General features: G+C 42.5%; 21 protein-coding genes. 11 read left to right on the forward strand and 10 right to left on the reverse strand.

What is annotated here, in order from left to right; genetic code table 11:
* A partial coding sequence (locus BZK42_RS26760; protein ID WP_046275486.1) for an IS3 family transposase occupies nt 1-95 on the forward strand: 95 nt, incomplete at its 5' end.
* A 49-nt stretch (nt 96-144) separates the two neighbouring features.
* Here BZK42_RS26760 and BZK42_RS26765 read toward each other — a convergent pair.
* From BZK42_RS26765 to BZK42_RS26785, 5 genes are all read right to left on the reverse strand, one after another.
* Entirely contained in the window at nt 145-576 is a 432-nt protein-coding gene (locus tag BZK42_RS26765) for a DUF29 domain-containing protein (RefSeq protein ID WP_040233118.1), read from the reverse strand.
* 125 nt (nt 577-701) lie between these two features.
* On the reverse strand, nt 702-986 hold the full coding sequence (gene nadS, locus BZK42_RS26770) for a NadS family protein (RefSeq protein ID WP_040233120.1): 285 nt from the start codon (nt 984-986) through the stop codon (nt 702-704).
* 107 nt (nt 987-1,093) lie between these two features.
* Entirely contained in the window at nt 1,094-1,393 is a 300-nt protein-coding gene (locus BZK42_RS26775; protein WP_040233121.1) for a type II toxin-antitoxin system RelE/ParE family toxin, read from the reverse strand.
* On the reverse strand, nt 1,383-1,646 hold the full coding sequence (locus BZK42_RS26780; protein ID WP_040233122.1) for a hypothetical protein: 264 nt from the start codon (nt 1,644-1,646) through the stop codon (nt 1,383-1,385). The genes BZK42_RS26775 and BZK42_RS26780 overlap by 11 nt, the downstream gene beginning before the upstream one ends.
* 51 nt (nt 1,647-1,697) lie before the next feature.
* Entirely contained in the window at nt 1,698-2,105 is a 408-nt protein-coding gene (locus BZK42_RS26785) for a hypothetical protein (protein WP_040233124.1), read from the reverse strand.
* 566 nt (nt 2,106-2,671) lie between these two features.
* Here BZK42_RS26785 and BZK42_RS26790 point away from each other — a divergent pair.
* The 3 genes from BZK42_RS26790 to BZK42_RS26800 are packed head-to-tail and all read left to right on the forward strand — an operon-like array spanning nt 2,672 to nt 4,384.
* On the forward strand, nt 2,672-2,911 hold the full coding sequence (locus BZK42_RS26790) for a hypothetical protein (protein ID WP_040233126.1): 240 nt from the start codon (nt 2,672-2,674) through the stop codon (nt 2,909-2,911).
* A 19-nt stretch (nt 2,912-2,930) separates the two neighbouring features.
* Nucleotides 2,931-3,776, forward strand: a complete 846-nt coding sequence (locus tag BZK42_RS26795) for a site-specific integrase (RefSeq protein WP_245163450.1) — start codon at nt 2,931-2,933, stop codon at nt 3,774-3,776.
* Nucleotides 3,777-3,811: 35 nt separating this feature from the next.
* Nucleotides 3,812-4,384 carry a hypothetical protein gene (locus tag BZK42_RS26800; protein ID WP_143329757.1) on the forward strand — a complete coding sequence of 191 codons (573 nt, stop codon included), beginning with the start codon at nt 3,812-3,814 and terminating at the stop codon, nt 4,382-4,384.
* Nucleotides 4,385-4,475: 91 nt separating this feature from the next.
* Here the strand turns inward: BZK42_RS26800 and BZK42_RS28615 are convergent, their stop codons facing one another.
* Nucleotides 4,476-4,601, reverse strand: coding sequence for an acinetodin/klebsidin/J25 family lasso peptide (locus BZK42_RS28615; protein WP_143329758.1), 126 nt, complete (start codon nt 4,599-4,601; stop codon nt 4,476-4,478).
* Between the two features lie 169 nt (nt 4,602-4,770).
* Between BZK42_RS28615 and BZK42_RS26805 the strand changes: the two genes are divergently transcribed.
* The 4 genes from BZK42_RS26805 (at nt 4,771) to BZK42_RS26820 (ending at nt 10,823) form a co-directional block, all read left to right on the forward strand.
* On the forward strand, nt 4,771-5,418 hold the full coding sequence (locus BZK42_RS26805) for a lasso peptide biosynthesis B2 protein (protein WP_052463779.1): 648 nt from the start codon (nt 4,771-4,773) through the stop codon (nt 5,416-5,418).
* Entirely contained in the window at nt 5,415-6,938 is a 1,524-nt protein-coding gene (locus BZK42_RS26810; RefSeq protein WP_040233130.1) for a hypothetical protein, read from the forward strand. The genes BZK42_RS26805 and BZK42_RS26810 overlap by 4 nt, the downstream gene beginning before the upstream one ends.
* Nucleotides 6,939-6,949: 11 nt before the next feature.
* Nucleotides 6,950-8,581 carry an ATP-binding cassette domain-containing protein gene (locus BZK42_RS26815; protein ID WP_040233146.1) on the forward strand — a complete coding sequence of 544 codons (1,632 nt, stop codon included), beginning with the start codon at nt 6,950-6,952 and terminating at the stop codon, nt 8,579-8,581.
* A gap of 1,174 nt (nt 8,582-9,755) precedes the next feature.
* A complete protein-coding gene (locus tag BZK42_RS26820; RefSeq protein ID WP_040233132.1) occupies nt 9,756-10,823 on the forward strand; it encodes a pesticin C-terminus-like muramidase in 1,068 nt (355 codons plus the stop codon).
* A 35-nt stretch (nt 10,824-10,858) separates the two neighbouring features.
* On the opposite strand, the gene BZK42_RS26825 is transcribed toward BZK42_RS26820, so the two are convergent.
* The 3 genes from BZK42_RS26825 to BZK42_RS26835 all read right to left on the reverse strand — a co-directional run bounded on the left by BZK42_RS26825 (nt 10,859) and on the right by BZK42_RS26835 (nt 12,070).
* On the reverse strand, nt 10,859-11,350 hold the full coding sequence (locus BZK42_RS26825) for a lysozyme inhibitor LprI family protein (protein WP_139816532.1): 492 nt from the start codon (nt 11,348-11,350) through the stop codon (nt 10,859-10,861).
* Nucleotides 11,351-11,547: 197 nt separating this feature from the next.
* Complete coding sequence (locus BZK42_RS26830) at nt 11,548-11,835, reverse strand: type II toxin-antitoxin system RelE/ParE family toxin (protein WP_040233134.1); 288 nt, start codon at nt 11,833-11,835, stop codon at nt 11,548-11,550.
* Nucleotides 11,828-12,070, reverse strand: coding sequence for a type II toxin-antitoxin system ParD family antitoxin (locus tag BZK42_RS26835; protein WP_040233135.1), 243 nt, complete (start codon nt 12,068-12,070; stop codon nt 11,828-11,830). Before BZK42_RS26835 ends, BZK42_RS26830 begins: the two co-directional genes overlap by 8 nt.
* Before the next feature lie 428 nt (nt 12,071-12,498).
* On the opposite strand from BZK42_RS26835, the gene BZK42_RS26840 reads away from it, so the two are divergent.
* Nucleotides 12,499-12,918, forward strand: a complete 420-nt coding sequence (locus BZK42_RS26840) for a hypothetical protein (RefSeq protein WP_040233136.1) — start codon at nt 12,499-12,501, stop codon at nt 12,916-12,918.
* Nucleotides 12,919-13,016: 98 nt separating this feature from the next.
* On the opposite strand, the gene BZK42_RS26845 is transcribed toward BZK42_RS26840, so the two are convergent.
* The gene (locus tag BZK42_RS26845) at nt 13,017-13,721 is read right to left on the reverse strand and encodes a hypothetical protein (RefSeq protein ID WP_143329759.1); all 705 of its coding nucleotides are present in this window, start codon (nt 13,719-13,721) and stop codon (nt 13,017-13,019) included.
* Between the two features lie 259 nt (nt 13,722-13,980).
* Between BZK42_RS26845 and BZK42_RS26850 the strand changes: the two genes are divergently transcribed.
* The gene (locus BZK42_RS26850; RefSeq protein ID WP_052463781.1) at nt 13,981-14,985 is read left to right on the forward strand and encodes a DNA-binding protein; all 1,005 of its coding nucleotides are present in this window, start codon (nt 13,981-13,983) and stop codon (nt 14,983-14,985) included.
* A 1,240-nt stretch (nt 14,986-16,225) separates the two neighbouring features.
* Entirely contained in the window at nt 16,226-17,197 is a 972-nt protein-coding gene (locus tag BZK42_RS26860) for a replication initiation protein (RefSeq protein ID WP_040233139.1), read from the forward strand.
* Nucleotides 17,198-17,348 lie beyond the last annotated feature (151 nt).

Here is a 17,348-nt window from a genome sequence, read left to right on the forward strand (position 1 = left end):
ACTATATCCATTATTATAACAACGAGCGGATCAGCCTGAAATTAAAAGGCCTGAGTCCGGTAGAATACCGAACCCAGGCCCTGAAAGCCGCTTAATATGAACTGTCCAACTTTATGGGGTCAGTCCATAATTCTGAGGCTTTTTTTACTCCGGATAAAAATCAGGATTCATTAATTGTTCGAATGTCCACGGACAATTATCAGGAAATACATTACGCCTAATATTTGTTTCACGTTCAGCACCAATAACGGCATCACCGTAAGCATCTTCCAAAATATCAGGTAGTTTATGTTTCAGACTTGGACTTTTTTTCAAACGACGTTCAATTTTACGCCGTTGTTCCTCGATAGTAAGTTTCCAGCTTCTCCCCTGCCTTTCTGACTGGAATTTCCACTTCAGCAGATGGATGAAAAGAACTTCCAGACGGGATTCCAGTTCGTTCTCCGCACTTGTTCCCATCGCCTCAATTTCCTCCAGTAAGTTCTGCGTGTCCAGCTCAGCCAACTGGCCGGAACGTAGCAACCTGGCTTGTTCCTGCGTCCAGCCGTAAAAATCAGTCTCGTAACGGGTATTCATCATTCCCCCCTTCACTCATTAAGCCCCTGTATACAGCCATTACAGTTGTCCGGCGGCGGCGTTCTTCCCTCATCATAGCACGAGACACTCACCGACTATGGATGGCCTACCAGTTTCATGTGAACTCAGTGCGCCGCCAGTTCCCGAAAAAATTTCGGGTTCGACTGGATAGTGGCCAGTACCTTTGCTGCCAGTCCGGTAGGGTTACGTCGCCCGGCTTCCCAGCTCTTGATAGTATCGATACTTGTTCCAAGTACATTCGCCATCTCACTCTGAGAAACGTTCAGTTGCGCCCTGATAGCCTTCACGTCTGCAATCTCGTAACGAGTTATCCGGGCTGGTTCCCGGACGCCGTTTTTGATTTCAACGGTTTCTTCCAGTGACGCCTTCAACTCGTCAAAAAAACTCATGTCACACCTCATCTTTCAGTTGTTGTGCCTGCTTTTTCAGTACGCTTTTCTACGCATCAGTGAGGCTGTCTTTTTTGTCCGATAATTCCAGAATTTGAAAGCAGGATTCAGCGAATCGTTTTCGGGTTCTGTCGCTGGCCGACAACAGCCAGAACGGTGACTCGTCGGGCGGTGTCGTCCACCTCGTACAACACATTTTGTCCCAGCAAACTGATACGGCGAACGCCAGCGCCGTATCGCTCGTCCGGCGAATACAGACGAGGGAAACAGACCAGTTTGTCAGTGGAGTGCAGGATACGATCTGTCACATCGTTTGCATCCCAGAGAGAAGCGTTTTCGGCCAGATACTCGAACAAAGCAACCAGGTCTTCCATTGCACTCTCGATCCAGTCTATTTCATACTGCATCGCGCTGTTCCCTGAGTTCCTGATAGCGTGTTTGCAGCCGCTGCCGTACCTGTTCGGTGGTCAGTTTAGGGCGGGCGTCAGCCCTGGCTGCTGCGACTTTGGCACGTACCCAGTCATCATACTCAGCCTGTGCCAGTTCATCATCAGCCAGACGTTGCAGCAATGCGGCCTTGTCTGCGTCTGCGCGGATATGCGGCAAATTCTCAGCCAGCTCGCGCAGAAAGTTAGCGTTCTCGTAGTGGATAGTGCTCATAGGTCAAATCTCCAGTGCGTCAGTTGATATCAGAACTTTTGTGTGGGGTCATCATTCCGGTGCTGCGCTCTCCAACAGGCTCAGACCAACAGACTGAGCCTCGCTGAGACTTCCCCTTGCCAGAAAAGGGATGCCTAACAAAGACTGCAATCCCGCGGCCTGCTTTTCGACCTGAGGCAGTCGCTGGCTGTCCTGTGTGACGAAGACGATACCCTTGCATACGGTCGCCATGCGGGTCTTGTTCTCTTTCAGCCAGAGCATACGCGCCTTACCTTCTTCCTGTTGACGGCGGGAAGAACCTCCATTCTCGATGACGAGAACAAATGGCTCCGCATGACGTATTAATCGCTCAAAATCTTCGATGATGTTAGCACCGTCTCCCGGAACCAGATCCGCGCCATGTATGCACACCACGGGAAACGTACTGGAGTCTATGATGCTAAGTGAAAAATCTGTCATGCCACCTCCTGAGTCGTGTTCATGTTCGGCTCTACGAAACAGTAAAAGGCCGGGAGCAGTCCCCCGGTCACGTGGCTCACGGCTCTCTCCGCTCTTTTATTAAGAGTACATTGTACACCGCCAACAGTCACAGAAAAACGTCATTTATTGCTTCAAATGATGCAGTAAAGAAATCAACCAGTATTTACGCTATGTACGGCGCATAAATTCGCCTGTACATAGCGTAAATACTGGCTTCAATAAGCAATACGCAATATTTAAAAATCAATGTAGTTATGCAATATCAATCTGACTATAATTTGTTCGTTCCTGTAGTAAAAAAACCGTAAACACGAGACAGAAATGTATCTGCCACCCGACAGCCCATTCGGAGACTACAAAACTGACGCACACAGCAAAAATGCCGGTTAAGCCACGTACAGGCTTGTGTTTCTCCCACACTGACAGGAGCGTAAAAACGGCGCGAGCAGTCCGAGCCGGAATCAGCGTAATGATTTAAACGGGGCGACGGTGTTTAAACCGCAGAACGCCAGCACGGATTCTGAGTTCTTACAGGATAAAGTACCATGCAAAATTTCAATGTCCGGGATGAGCTGGCCGCTCTCCGGGAAGAAACCCGGATTATCCGCAAAAGATCGTACCACCGTTCCCGTCTCGATAACCACACCGGCGAACTGTCACAGCTTTATCGTGAAGGTGCCAGCGCTGCCGAACTTCAACGATGGCTGCGTAAAAAACGTGTCCGCGTTGCCCTCTCCACCGTAACCCGATGGCTCAAACGTAATGGCTGTATTCGCCAGACCTGAAACACAGGCATCACGCGTGATGAAATCCCTGCAGGGGCGCATTCTGCGTTCCGTAGGTACTGTCCGTAACTACGAACAGGCATTAACCCGCGTCTGTGAATGGGTGAAGGAAAACAGGCACTGTGAAGGAGATCTGCGAAACCTGACACCGGAACAGGCCGTCATCTACCTTGAACTGCGTGGTGAAACCGTCGGGCAGAAAACACTCGACATGGAACGTCAGGCTATCCAGGCCATGATGCAGCACTTAACCGGAAAACTCCCCCTCTCCGCCACGCTTCCTGTTATCCGTTCGGAGCACGAACAGACATTACGCAGCCGGGCTTACACCCCGGAGCAGGTAAACCGGATTTCCTCAGCCCAGAATGAACACAATGCCCTGGCTACCCTGATAGCCCACGCAGCTGGACTCAGGGCGCATGAGCTACTGACCCTGCTGCCGCATACCGAACGACCATCAGATGAAAGACCGGCCACCCCGACAAAATGGGCTGGCCGGGAGGGAGAGCTGTATACAGTACAGGGCAAAGGTGGACTGATTAGGGACGTTCTCATTCCACACAACCTGGCACAACAACTGGAAAGCAGACGTCTTGAATTCCCCCGCCATATAACAGACAGGGGAGTTAACTATCTGAGTTATTACGAAACCGGAGGCGGACAACCCTGGTCAAACAGTTTCAGTGCAGCTGCACAACGTGTGCTGGGCTGGTCAACGGGTGCGCATGGTGTACGGCACAGTTACGCCCAGGCAAGAATGGCAGAACTCCAGCTGCAGGGACTCACAAGAGAAGACGCCCTGCGCACAGTCAGCCAGGAAATGGGGCATTTTCGCCCGGAAATAACGGAGACTTACCTGAGATGAGACGCCCCTTTCAGATCACCATCATCATCGTACTGATGATCGCCGCAGCCCTGCTTTACTGGTTTGCCTCGCATACCCTGGAACCGTGGATTCTGGTCAGGAAGACGGAGTCCGGCGCACTGGTCAGTGTGAAAGGATGGAAGATCGCCGCTGAACTCTGGCCGGTCATGCTCACAGGTGCGATCCCGGCGTTCGTTATTCTGGCCGCAGCCGGTACATGGGCGCTTTATCAGGCAGAAGAGGCCGATCACGAAGCAGAAATAAGGAAACTACACAATGAAACAAATGCCGCATTAAAACGCGCAGAAAAAGCCGAAAGCGTCGCTGAAAAAAAATACAGGGATCTGATGCTTGAAGCCGAAAAAACACGTCATGAAGCCACGGAGAGCATCAGGATTGCAAATTTAAAACATGCAGAAGCCTGTCAGGCAATAAAGACCGCAAATGAAACTATTGCCAGGATTCAGGCCGAAGCCACAGAAAAAGTTCAGGAAAACGAATACCGCCGCAAAAATGCAGCCGCCACGGCAGAAAGACGACGCCGTAAACTGGAAAAAGCCGAACAGGAAAAAGAGAGACAGGAACTCAACAAATTTTTCAAGAGCTGATGCTCTCCTCCTGAGCAGTAACTGCCGTCAAATACTCATTTAAGTACATGCTCAAGTAATCAACAAAGGCACCCGAAGGTGCCTTTTTCAATCAACCATAACGACCAACGCCGCCGCCAATAAAGTATTCAATAATCTTACCTACACCACCTTTGGTTAGTTCGGTCGCTTTGCCAACTTTTACCAACTTCTTAGGTACAAACGTCTGCTTTTTCATAAACGTCTCTCCGTTTTATTCACTGGCGAAATTGCTAGTGAAAATGTTAATAAAATGTGATCAATGCAAAAGATTATCATTACTATTTGTGATTTATCATATGCAGAAACAAAAAGTCAACAAAATGCAACATGGTTCTTCCAGATAAAAATGCTAAAGAGGTGAACGTATGAAAAGCTTAGCCGCTAGTGTTTTTAACAATGATATCATAGTGTTAGATCTTAACGCCGATGAATACTATATAACCGAGAGTAAAGAAGACACCCAATTTATTGACGAGAACATATTATTTCAAACACTTGGAGAGTTTGAAGAATACAACCTTATATTTTCTAATTTAAAAGACGCATTTAAACATTCATCTAACTCGTACTTAGAAGAACGGTGGACACCACAACTAACAGAATTCTCACCTCAAGGTAATATAATTTATTTATTCAAGTTAATTCAATCAAGTTTTAAATTAAAATATATAAGTAAAAAGCTAACACAAAATGGATGGGATTTCATCCTAAATAACATCCCCTCAGTTATAAATAAAAAATTAGATAATGAACGAAAAACGTTAGCCATAAACATTTGTTTATGGCTTATAGAAAAAACATTTTATTTAAATTCAAATAAAACAGACTGCATAACAACCTCCGTTACATTACAACATCTTTTAGCACAAGAGGGCATTCATAGCGTAATTGTACTAGGCGTAAGAACCAGACCTTTCTTTGCTCATGCATGGCTAGAAGTTGATGGAAAAATAATAAATGATAAAGATAATCTAAGGGATTTACTAAGCGTTATACTTGAGGTGAAATCATGAAAAGAATTATATCTTATGACAATGGTACATCCATTTTCGCAGATAAAAGATTCAATGTATTTATAGGGGAAATTACTTTTATATGGTATGGTGATTTATGGATAGAAAATAAAAAGTTAAACCATAATTTGTTATCAAAAAGTTTTATTGATGATAATTTTATATTGAGTAGCATAACAGGCATGGGAGTTTTTATTATCCTCGACTCAATAAATAACTTAATAAAAGCCTACACAACAACACATAAATCAGATTATGTTTTCTATAGAAAATTAGATTCAACAATATACATATCCATTGGTATAAAAAAAATCATTTCCGTAGTAAATAAACCAAAGATTTGCATTGACTCCATAAAGGATTATATTTTTAACAATCAATTATTCCATGAGAAAACCATTTTTTATGGAGTTGATTTCTTTAAACCTGGTCACATAGAAATATTAGATAAAAATTTAAAATCAATAGATTCATGTTTTAGAATAAACCAAGCAACAACAAATGATATTTTTAAAAACATTACTGATAATATAATCAAATCGTTAGATGAAAGAGAAACTGGACTTTTTTATTCTGGAGGATTTGACTCATCATTGTTACTATATTCAATGAAAGAGGCAGGTATAAAATTTAAAGCCTACCATAAAGAATTAACAATAAATAATAACGAAACTGAGTATCACACGGCTCAATATAAAACAAACAAAATAGGAATAGAATTAATAAAAATAAATGAAATATTAGACTATTCCTTAGAACCATATTTTGAACAGAATTATAATTTTCCACATCAAATCCCCATTTGCTTATCTTATGACCCATCAGGAATAGTAACACATGGAATGTATAATTCTCCAATTCAGTTTTTCTGTGGTCACGGAGGGGATGCTGTTTTTGGACAAAATACTATAGGACTGGCTTGCATTGATGCATTAATAGATAAAGGCTTTTACTTTGCATTAAGAAAAATGACCGATCTTGCCACACTAAAAGGAATGACATTAAGAAATATCATGATTAACTGTTTCAATGAAAGAGAAAAAATATTCAAAAAAAACGCACCGGGGAAAATAGAACATATAAAAAACATAATAGATTCCTTATACTCTACTTATACTATTGACAACAACGAAAAAATTAACGTTATAGCACCCATTCTATTCGAAAATATTATAGATGTTTTTTTATCAATACCTTCTTATGAACATTATAATCGACATATGGATAGATCAATAATCAGATCTTTAGCTGCAGAAAAGTTCAAAGATAATTCATTGTTAGAAAAATCAAAGAAATCATCATCCACTATTATCTTCAATATATTAAATAAAAAGCAAAATCAAATACATAGAATAATAAAAAGGTCAAAACTATTGCAACTTATTGAACTAAATGATAATGTATTTAAATCAATGCTTTATGAACAATCCAATATAATATATAAACCAGAAAATTATTTGCTTGTGCATAAATTATACCAAATGGCAATATATCTAAAAACAAACAATATAGAAATATAAGGATACATATAATGAAAGTATTGAATCATATATATAGCCTTCTAGAAAAAAAAGGTAAATTATATTTCTGGCTAACAATTGCCCTTACCATTTCATATTCTTTAACCACTACTTTATCCCCACTAATATTAGCCAATATAGTATCCAATCTTGAACAATCAAACCCAATGAATAGTTACGTTATTTTTATTATTTTATATGCTCTAGTTATGCTTATAACTAAATTCTGTGAAATAATATTAAATACAGCCCAAGGATTTTTGAGAGTTTGCTTACTAAAAAATATATCAAGTTCTTATTTAAAAATGATACTAACAAATCCAGTGGAATCACTGAAAGACAAAAATGGTGGGTATATATGCCAAATGCTAACTCAAGCATCAAATGATATTTATACGTTAGTTCGCAACTTATCTCAAGGAATAGCCAGCCCATTATTACAATTAATTTTTGTAACCATTATTTGTTTAAGTAGTGATTACCATTTTGTAGCAGCTATTTTTATTTTATATATGTTTCTTTTTTTCTCCATTAATATAATATTAAACAATAGCATATCCATGCTAAGATTAAAAATGATAGATTCTACTGTAGATTCTTACGTAACACTTAGTGATTCAGTTCAAAATATTGTAGCAATAAAGAAAAATGACTGTTTATCTGTAATTGAAAACAGATACAATTCATTCTTAAAAAAAGAAGAAGACTCTCAAAAAAACTATTGGAAGAAAACATTTAAACTATTCTCACTTAATTCATTACAAAGTTTTATTCTTTTTATATTATTGTTTTCATATAGTGTTTACGGTGTTGTAAATGGTTCTATATCCATTGCTTCTTTCATACTAATTACATCCTACATTAATTTATTCTCAGCTCCAGTAGAATCTATGTCTAATGTAATATCAGATGTAAAACAATCTTACCACAATTTATCTAGATTCTTTAAAGAATATAAAAACATAGAAACTGATAATAAAAAAGAGTCTATTTTCTTTAATGACTCACCAAGTATTTGTTTTAAAAATCTATCGTTTACCTATAACTCCAGCGCTAAGTTAATATTAAATAATTTAAATACTGTTTTTGAGGCTGGCAAAATAACGGCCATTCGTGGTGATAGTGGTTCAGGAAAGACGACAATAGCACAAATAATAACTAATTACGTAACAACCTACACTGGAGATGTTTTATTAAATAACATTTCAATTAAAGATATACCTGAAAAATACTTAAGTGATCTTATCTATCATGTAACTCAGGATGATTTTATTTTTATGGATACTTTACGTTTCAACTTAAAGGTAGCAAATTCATCAGCTACAGATGAACAGATGTTAAAAGCATTAGAACTTGCTTGTATAGATAAAATAAATGGTGAGTCAGTTTCTTTAGATATGATATTACAAGACTCTGGTGATAATATATCAGGAGGACAAAAGCAAAGAATTTCCCTTGCTCGCCTTTTTTTGAGAAAACCAAAGATAATAATATTAGATGAAGCTACAGCATCCTTGGATATAATAAACAAAAAAATAGTACTAAAAAATATTAGAGACACATTCCCTCATGCAACAATATTAAACATAAGTCATGATAGTGATATTTGGGATATTTCCGATAATATATTTGAAGTTAAATAACAACATATTTATAGGCTGAGATAAAAATCAGCCTTTTACTATTTTTAGTAAATATACATTCTATTATTTTCACTAAATTCCATCGCTTAGGTCAGAAGATTTTTCCGTGAATTATCTCCCTCCACGCTCCTCAAAAAATTTTAAAACATACCATAATTGAATTTATAGTGAATAAAACAAACCATTCAAATGCAATTATTTATTGCAAAATCAAAGAGAGTTTATTTTTATAAAAAACAAGAAATTTATTAACGAATTGAATCGTGAATCGAATCGCGATTCATGAGACGAATCACACTACGAATTGACTCCAGATTCAATTCACCTTAACTCGTTGTTTTCTTATTGATGATTCGTTCATGAATTGCCAGTGATTCATGAACGAATCATCAACGAATCGCCGATGAATTGCATTTAAATAAATCAGAATTACACAATATAACCTCAAATACATAACCCAATGATTTAAAATAAAAATCAGCAAAAATTTAGTTTTGCGTGGGGTGTGGGCGATTCTGATGTGAGGAGCAGATATTTACCGGAATAACAAGGATGCGCCTGAATTAACATTCCCTTCAAATAAGGAGCGCCGCGAAACATATTTTAAATATATCTCCCCCATCAGAAATATATTAAAAATCCGTACCTGAATATATTCCCCGGCCATCATCGATGTATAACTCCCCGGTGTAAAACCGCCTGAGTGCGTTTCTGAGGCGTTTCCGGCCTCAGACCATGCGAGAGCCTGCCCGGTAGCGTAAAAACTGCCCTGCGTTGTTCTGGCGCGTTCAGGATGCGGGGATGAAGCCTCCCCTGCTCCGGGGTGTCGGGGCTTTGCCCTGACCAGGATGTTTTGTTGCGGCCGCTGCGGGTGGCGGTGCTACAAAACATATCCTGTCCCTCAGTTCAGACGTTCCTGACGTCACAGAAAGGGGGCAAAGGGATACGGAAAATACACAGAATCAGCGTTCACGTTCCGCCAGAATATTGTTACCAGGAAAAGATATGACCTGCTGACAGTCGGTTCCGCCCGCTTTTTTGTGTCTGAAGATGAGAACCAATCTCATATGTTGACACCTGAAAACAACAGGAGTAAGGTAACGTAATACTGTACATACATACAGTATGCAGGTTTTTATTTTATTGCTTTTTTACAGTTAAAGAGGATTTTCTTATGTCAGATACAATGACTGTTGTAGCTAATGTTCCTACGCTGTTCTCAGGCACCACGCTGAGTAGTTTCAGACCTAATTTTGAGGCGAATACAATAACGATTGCACTACCGCATTATGTTGATGTACCTGGTCGTAGTAATTTTAAACTTATGTATATATTTGGCTTTCCATTTGATACAGAAATGGAAAAAAATGATGACTTTTCAAATAAGCCCCGCGCAGAAAGTAAAATATCAAAAACTGAAGGTACTGTTTCTTATGAGCAGAAAATTACAGTTGAATCCGGTGGTATAGAAAGTGACGGTGTTAAATCATATCGAGTCATGGTTCTTGAAGGCACAATTTCAGATGCCATTAACCACCTTGATAAAAAAGAAAACGATAACATCCTGAATCAATATAAAAACAGGATTGTTCTTGCTGATAACACTGTTATCAATTTTGATAACGCTGCTCAACTGAAAGAATTCCTTCATCGTTCATTGAAAATTGTTGATGATGGTGTCATTACCAGTAATGGATTTGAAGGATTTAATCCCAAAAGCCATTTTCCGTCCAATCCGGGTGATAAATATTTCAATAATACAGGCGTTACATTTGGTTCTGGTGTTGATCTGGGTAAAAGAGGTAAACAGGACTTACTGAATGACGGTGTGCCGCAGAATATAGCGGATAAACTTGATGCATACTATATGCTTCGTGGGCAAGATGCGTATGATAAAGTGAGAACAAACCCGCTCACGCTTCCTGATAATGAGGCTCGTCTTTTATCAGATATCTATATCACCAAGTTCTCAAAACAGATTGAAGGGGTATTTAATGATGCAAATATCGGAATTCGCTTCAGTGAGATTCCATTGAGAACCCGGACTGCGCTTGTATCTCTAGGATATCAGCATGGTTACTATTTGCCGAAAACCACCCCTAATGTATGGAATAAGGTTACTTCAAAGGACTGGAGTGGTCTTGTTAATGAATTAAATAATTTTGGTGGTGGATTTCCAGACAGAAGGAAACGAGAAGGTTCCCTTATTCAAGCTGATATTGATGCTGGTTTGTTAAACTAACAAATAAAGGCGAGGTTTCTCGCCTTTACAATTTCTTAATCATATAAGCTGGACATGGTTCGGAAATGTGGCTCAGGTAATATAGGTGGAGTTGAATCTGGATATGTTAAAAAGTCATTCCATATTTCATGAGTACGGTTTTGTGTTATTTTTATATAGCATTCGTAATATTTAAAATCTTTGTAATGACCATCCCAGTAGTTATAGGTAGCATCACATTGAGATTTTCTGTATTTTTTAAATGCGTTATCTCCAATACTGATTTTTTCCATGACTTCTTTTTCTGATATTTCATGCATTTTCTGATAGTCAGGATCTTTATATAATTCCCTCATTCTGTCTTTGGCTTTTTTTAAATATAAAATTCTTTCTTTATCTACGATAGTAGATAACTTTTCAGCTTTGTATCGCATACAATCTGCACTGCTGGTATTTCGTCCCGGGGGACACTCAAAAGAGTTTTTTGAATATGCACTTGTTGCCAATGTCATTAACATTGTAAGAATTAGTATATCTCTGGTTTTCACTGTTACCTTCTCCTCTAAAGTATATTTAATCCGAGAATACAGTAATTCTATATTATTGAACATGAATGGTTGTATGGACATACAAATGTAGTGCCAGACTCGAATTAGAAGGATAGCAGGTGTACTGGCGCAAATTTCTTTTTCACTTATCGTGAGTCCAGAAATAGTGCAGGCACTCGACTGGCGTACAAAGCCCCTCAAAAATGCAGATCTGCATCCTGCCGCTGATGCAGGATACGAATAATGTCCACGCAATCGGTGTAGTCCAGAAAATACACGACATGAGAGCCACACAGACACTTCTGGTATTCCGGCAGCACAGACGGAAGCCCGAACTTCATGCCATTCGCCAACGCTTCGAATGTCGCCACAAGATCGTGATGGTAGTTGTCCGCCTGTACTATCGACCAGTTTCGGAGCGTGTAGAGCCAGATTTCTTCGAGGTCGGCTTCAGCCAGTGGCGAAAGGCGATAGGTTTTAACCATGCTGCGTGTGCATCCGGCGCAAAAAGGCTTCACTGTCAAACGAGCGCGGCTCACCGGATTCGCGGCCTGCAATCAGCGCTTCCTGCAGCGCTTTAACCCGGGCTTCGTGCTCCTCCAGTAATCGCAACCCGGCCCGAATAACATCACTGGCGGAACCATAACGCCCTCCCTGCACCTGAGCGTCAACGAAACTGGAAAAGTGTGGCCCCAGTGCCACAGATGTATTTTGGCGCATAAGTGTTTCTCCTTCGACGTTTGTTACCAACATATACCAAATGTTGGTATATGACAAAAATTCATTTCCCTAGAGTAACAGCCGATCTCGCAGCGCCAGGCTCCTGCTTCAACAAATGGTTTTGCTGCACAGCTCGATCAATCAGTGGGTGTCGGGACTTTGCCCTGACCAGGACGTTTTGTGGCGGCCGCTGCGTGTGGCGGTGCTACAAAACACATCTTGTCCCTCAGTTCAGACGTTCCTGACGTCACAGAACGGGGTTTCAAAGGGTCTCCCTTTGGCGCGCCGGTGTGTAAACATCGATCACGTGCCTCCGTTTTTTTCATTCTGGCCACCGCTGCCACACAAAGAAAATTGCAACAATATCCACGACAGATATGATCGGATGGACAAACAGGCATGACACACAAACGGGACACTGTCACTTTATGGCATGGCACACACTCGGGGAAGCCCTCAAACTAACGGGAAAATCGCGCTCACAGCTTTACCGTGATATGCGTTCAGGTCGCGTCAGTTACAGAACCGGAAAGAATGACCGGCGGGAATTTGAAACCAGTGAGCTGATCAGGGCTTACGGAGAACTGACACCGGATGAAACAGCAAAAAGGCACAGGAAGGGACAGACGGAAAAAACGCCTGATCAGCAGATGGAGGCGATACGCCAGCAACTGGCAGACCTTCAGCAAAGCGTGACGCTGATGCTTGAGGATAAACAGGCCAGGGAAACAGAGCACCGGCAGCGGGAAGAAGAACGGGAACAGATGCAGAAGGAAATAACCCGGCTGCGTGAAGAACTGGACCAGGAAAAGAAACGGGGCTTCTGGTCCAGGCTTTTCCGGAACTGAAAAGCTGGCGGAAAAAATAATCCCGGCACAACGGAGGCAACTTTCCGGATGGTCTGGCTCCTGTGCCGGAAAAGATCCGGGATTCAGGCGCAGCCCCTTTAATCATCCTTTGCTGATAAAAGCCCTTTTTCCAGCTTATCTTTTTCTCCGGAATTAATATTTTCAAAACATTGCTTTATTATTTTTCTGGTCATTGACTGAGTTAATTCATAATTATTCTTTTCCCATTCACTGAATGGTCTGATTTGTTCACTCGAAATCAAAGAGTTGCTGGAGCAAACGTGATAAAAATCTCCCGCGCTGATCGTCGTTGAATAAATAAACTGATAATTATCATTATCAAGTCCGTCATATATAAGTTTAAACTTAAAGGGTTCTACTGTAATTTTACTGATTCTGCCCGAAGGTATATTAATATTATTAAGTAAAGAATCAAGTTCCGGATTTAAATATTCCATTGTTTTGTTATTAACATTGTCTATATAATTTCCTTTTAAACCATCCTTGCTGTAACCATTAACACTCGTATTTCCGCCACCAAGCAAACCAGCTGTAAACTGTAAAATTTTCAGCCCCATAACTTTTGCATTATCAGCTTTAGTCACAAGGTTTAAACTGTTATCTGTATCATCAATCACGTTTCCATTGATCGCATTCTGAGTCAGAATGGTAACAACAGAACCACTGTCAGTCCTGAACTCTCTCGTATCGACAATTTTGGTTTTTGGCAACGGAGGATTGTCTGCACAGGAGCAAAGAAACAAACACCCAAGAAGAACTAATGATAATTTATTTTCTTTCATATCTGTCTTGCCATCCATTTTTTAATAAAAATTTATTCAAAAGGTTATATTCCCTTCAGAAATAATTCAGATAAAGGCAATTATTTTTTGTTCTTTTGCTAATCATTGTCAATACCGCCACGTCAGGTATTTGCTGATGAACCGGCTACGGAAAAAAAGAACCGGGGATTCCGTTAAATGTTCGTGTTCTGGTTGCGCCAGTAGTAATAATAATTGTATTATTACTACTATTATTACTACGAATATTACAGGAGGCGTTATGGCGCTGTCACAGGACATGAGAGAGCGGATTTTTGCGGCGGCCGACGCGCTGTTCGCGGCGGATGAGACCGGGGATTTCCCGAACGTGGAAGCGGTACGCCAGGAAAGCCGGGCGGGCATGAACTACGTGGTGGAGGCGATGAAGGAGTGGCGGCAGAACCAGCGCCGCCAGGTGATGACGGTACGTGACCCGCTGCCGGCAGATCTGCACGGGGTGATCCAGGAAGCGGGGCAGCGCTTCTGGGAGTCGGCACGGCAGCTGGCGAACGAGTCGCTTGATGCGGCGCGGACGGCGTTTGAGTCGGAGAAAAACGACCTGGTGCAGCTGTCGGCGGAGCAGTCAGCGGCGTTTGAACACCAGGCGACGGAGCTGGCCATCACCCTTGAGCGGGTGGCGGAACTGGAGCGACAGGCGACAGAGGCCACTGAAAGCGTGCGTGAGATGTCACAGGCACTGGAGGAAACGCGGCAGGCGCATCAGCGGGCAGAGCAGGCGGCCGCGCTGGCGGGAGTCCAGGCGACGGAAAACGCCCGGCGGGCGGATGAGCTGCGTGCGGAGCTGGACCACGCGCACCGGGAAGCAGACGCCGCGGCAGCGGATGCACGGCGGGTGACGGAGGCGCTGAGATCAGACGCGGAACGGCTGCGGACGGAGCGTGACAGGGCGCAGGAGCGTCTGGAGCAGGCCGGGGAAGAGATCGCGCGGCTGACAGAGCAGCTGACGGCGGCGCGGGGAGAAACGGCCACCGCGCAGGCGACGCTGTCAGACGTGAGGGCGCAGGCGGACGCGGCAGAACGGGGTCATGCGGAGCAGCTGGCGCGGGCAGGAGAGGAAACCCGGCGCCGGGATGAGCAGCTGGCCAGCCTGGAAGCAGGACAGGAGAAAACACAGCGCGAGGCAGCGGAAGCCCGGGAGGCGGCGGCACGGCTGCGGGGCGAGCTGGCGGCGACGCAGAAGCAGAACGCGGAGCTGCTGGCAGCGCTGAAAAGCGGCCGGGAGTGAGGGACGTCTTCCCCGGCCGGAGCGGCCCCGGCGGGGGAGGAAAAGCCCCTGAAACAGGGCTTACGCTGCGAATCAGCGGTCAGATGCCGGGTGATTCACCTGGCTGCATAACCATGCAGGTGGTAAAAATACATCCGGCGCGATCGGGGCGGTTTACCGGGTGGTTTGTTGCCGGTTTTGCCTGACGGCCGTCCGGATCGCGCTGAACCCGTCCGGGGCGGTGCCGGTAACAGATGTTATGTTAAACCGGCGCAGCCCGGCAGCGGGACAGGATGTGCAATTGTAATACCGCGCACGCGCGGCCTGACAATTGCCCCCGGTCAGGGCGTTGCCCCGACACCCCGGCGTGAGGTATATTTTATCCCCCGGAAGGGTGAGCGGGGATGTGAACAACGCGGGGGTAAGTCACCCGGAGATGCGCCCCGTCACGATCCTGCAGACCTGTTCATTTTTTAGCCAGAAATCCGGATCATTTTCCCTCAGAAGGATCGGATTTCAGATCCTGACTGACATTTTCGATCGAAATGATCGTCATAACCCCCTCAAAAACGAAACGAGCGCGACGCTGAGGCGTGTTTCTCGTCCTGAACGCTAAATTCCACACGAAAACAAAAAAAACGCTCAGAACGCATTACAGAGCGTTTTAGAACATGCCACGGATCGGATGTCCGGATCATGACGCCGATCGTGAAGCGCCCTCCCGTCCTGCCAGACCGGGTTTTGCCGTTAGCGGGCTGTCAGCGCAGCGGGGGGTTAACGGCCGGAGGCGCAGAAGTCCTTCAGCGTTTTGCCCGGCCGGATGGCCGGGAGGTACTCCGGAAAGCCCGGAGGGCGAATGAGCGGAGCAGGCGACGCCTGCGACATCCTTTGATGATCAAACCGGAGCCGCCCCGGAAACGAGTTCCGGCCCGTCTCCGGTTTTGCGTTTTCAGGATGCGGGGATCGGCTCAGGAACGGTGAGTTATCCACAGGCGGGGGATCTATTCTCTTTTATCTTTTATCTATTCTATTTATTCTTAGAAAAAAAAACACAATAAAATCAATACATTACAATCATAAAGGTATACAAAAAATTAGGCGAGGTATACAAAAAATTAGGAAATACTCCCGAAAGGTATACAAAAAATTAGGATCTTCACAACCGAGAACTAAAGGAATACAACGAAAAAATCAGTTTACCTTTTATGAAGGTAGACGTATTATAAACTTGTATTCTTTCATAATCTAAGGGACTTAATTTATGTCTGAGTTAGTGGTATTCAAAGCTAACGAATTAGCAGTCAGTCGTTATGACCTGACAGAACACGAAACGAAGTTGATTTTATTCTGTGTAGCACAGTTAAACCCAACATTAGAACCAACTAGTGAGGAACAAAGAACTGTTACTTTCTCCTGTGCAGAATATGCTAAATTCATGGAATTAAGTTATGAAAACGCTTGGGGAAGATTAAATGCGGCGACAAAGGATCTATTTAAACGTTCAGTTGAATTAATTTATCCGTCTGGTGCAGTATCTATGAGAGTTTTTAATTGGGCTGAATATGCTGAGTTTAATCGAGATGAGCAAAAAGTTACTTTGATTTTTAGTAAATACATTATTCCTCTATTATTTCATTTGAAAAAATTCATAAAATATAACTTAATACACGTAAAAGCATTTGAAAACAAATATTCAATGCGAATTTACGAATGGTTATTAAAAGAACTTACTCAACGTAACACACATAAAGCCAACATTGAAATAAGCATCAAAGAATTTAAATTTATGCTGATGTTAGAAAAAAACTACCCTGAGTTTAAGTTCTTAAATACTAGAGTATTAAAACCAATAACAAAAGATTTGAACACTTACAGCAACATGAAGTTAAATATTGAAAAACGAGGGCGTCCTGCTGACACACTGATTTTTCAGTGTGAGCTGGACAAGCAAGTTGATCTGGTAACAGAGCTGGCTAAAGCCCCTCTACAAACACCAGGTAGCAACACCAGAACGCCGATACCAGAGACAAAACAGACTCCCGATAACTGGCTGTACAATGGGTTAAACAAACTGCTCAACGAAGCAACGATAACTCACATGAAATTATCTAAATTTGAACTTAATTTCTTAAATGACATGCAAGGAAAATACAACCTTAATGGTTCTTTCTCATGGTTAACAAATAAACAAAGAGATAAGCTAGAGAAAATATTATTAAGATACAGGATGTAGATTAAATTAAAAGCCTCAGACTAATGGACTGCACCCCAAAAGTTGGACACCCAACTGAGTAAGGTGCAGTTTTTTATGGCAAAGCCAAAATATTCTCTCGAAACCAGATTAGCTGTCGTTAATCATTATCTTGCCGGACACGATGGCGCTC

The sequence above is a fragment of the Citrobacter braakii genome, from assembly GCF_002075345.1.
GTDB lineage: Bacteria > Pseudomonadota > Gammaproteobacteria > Enterobacterales > Enterobacteriaceae > Citrobacter > Citrobacter braakii.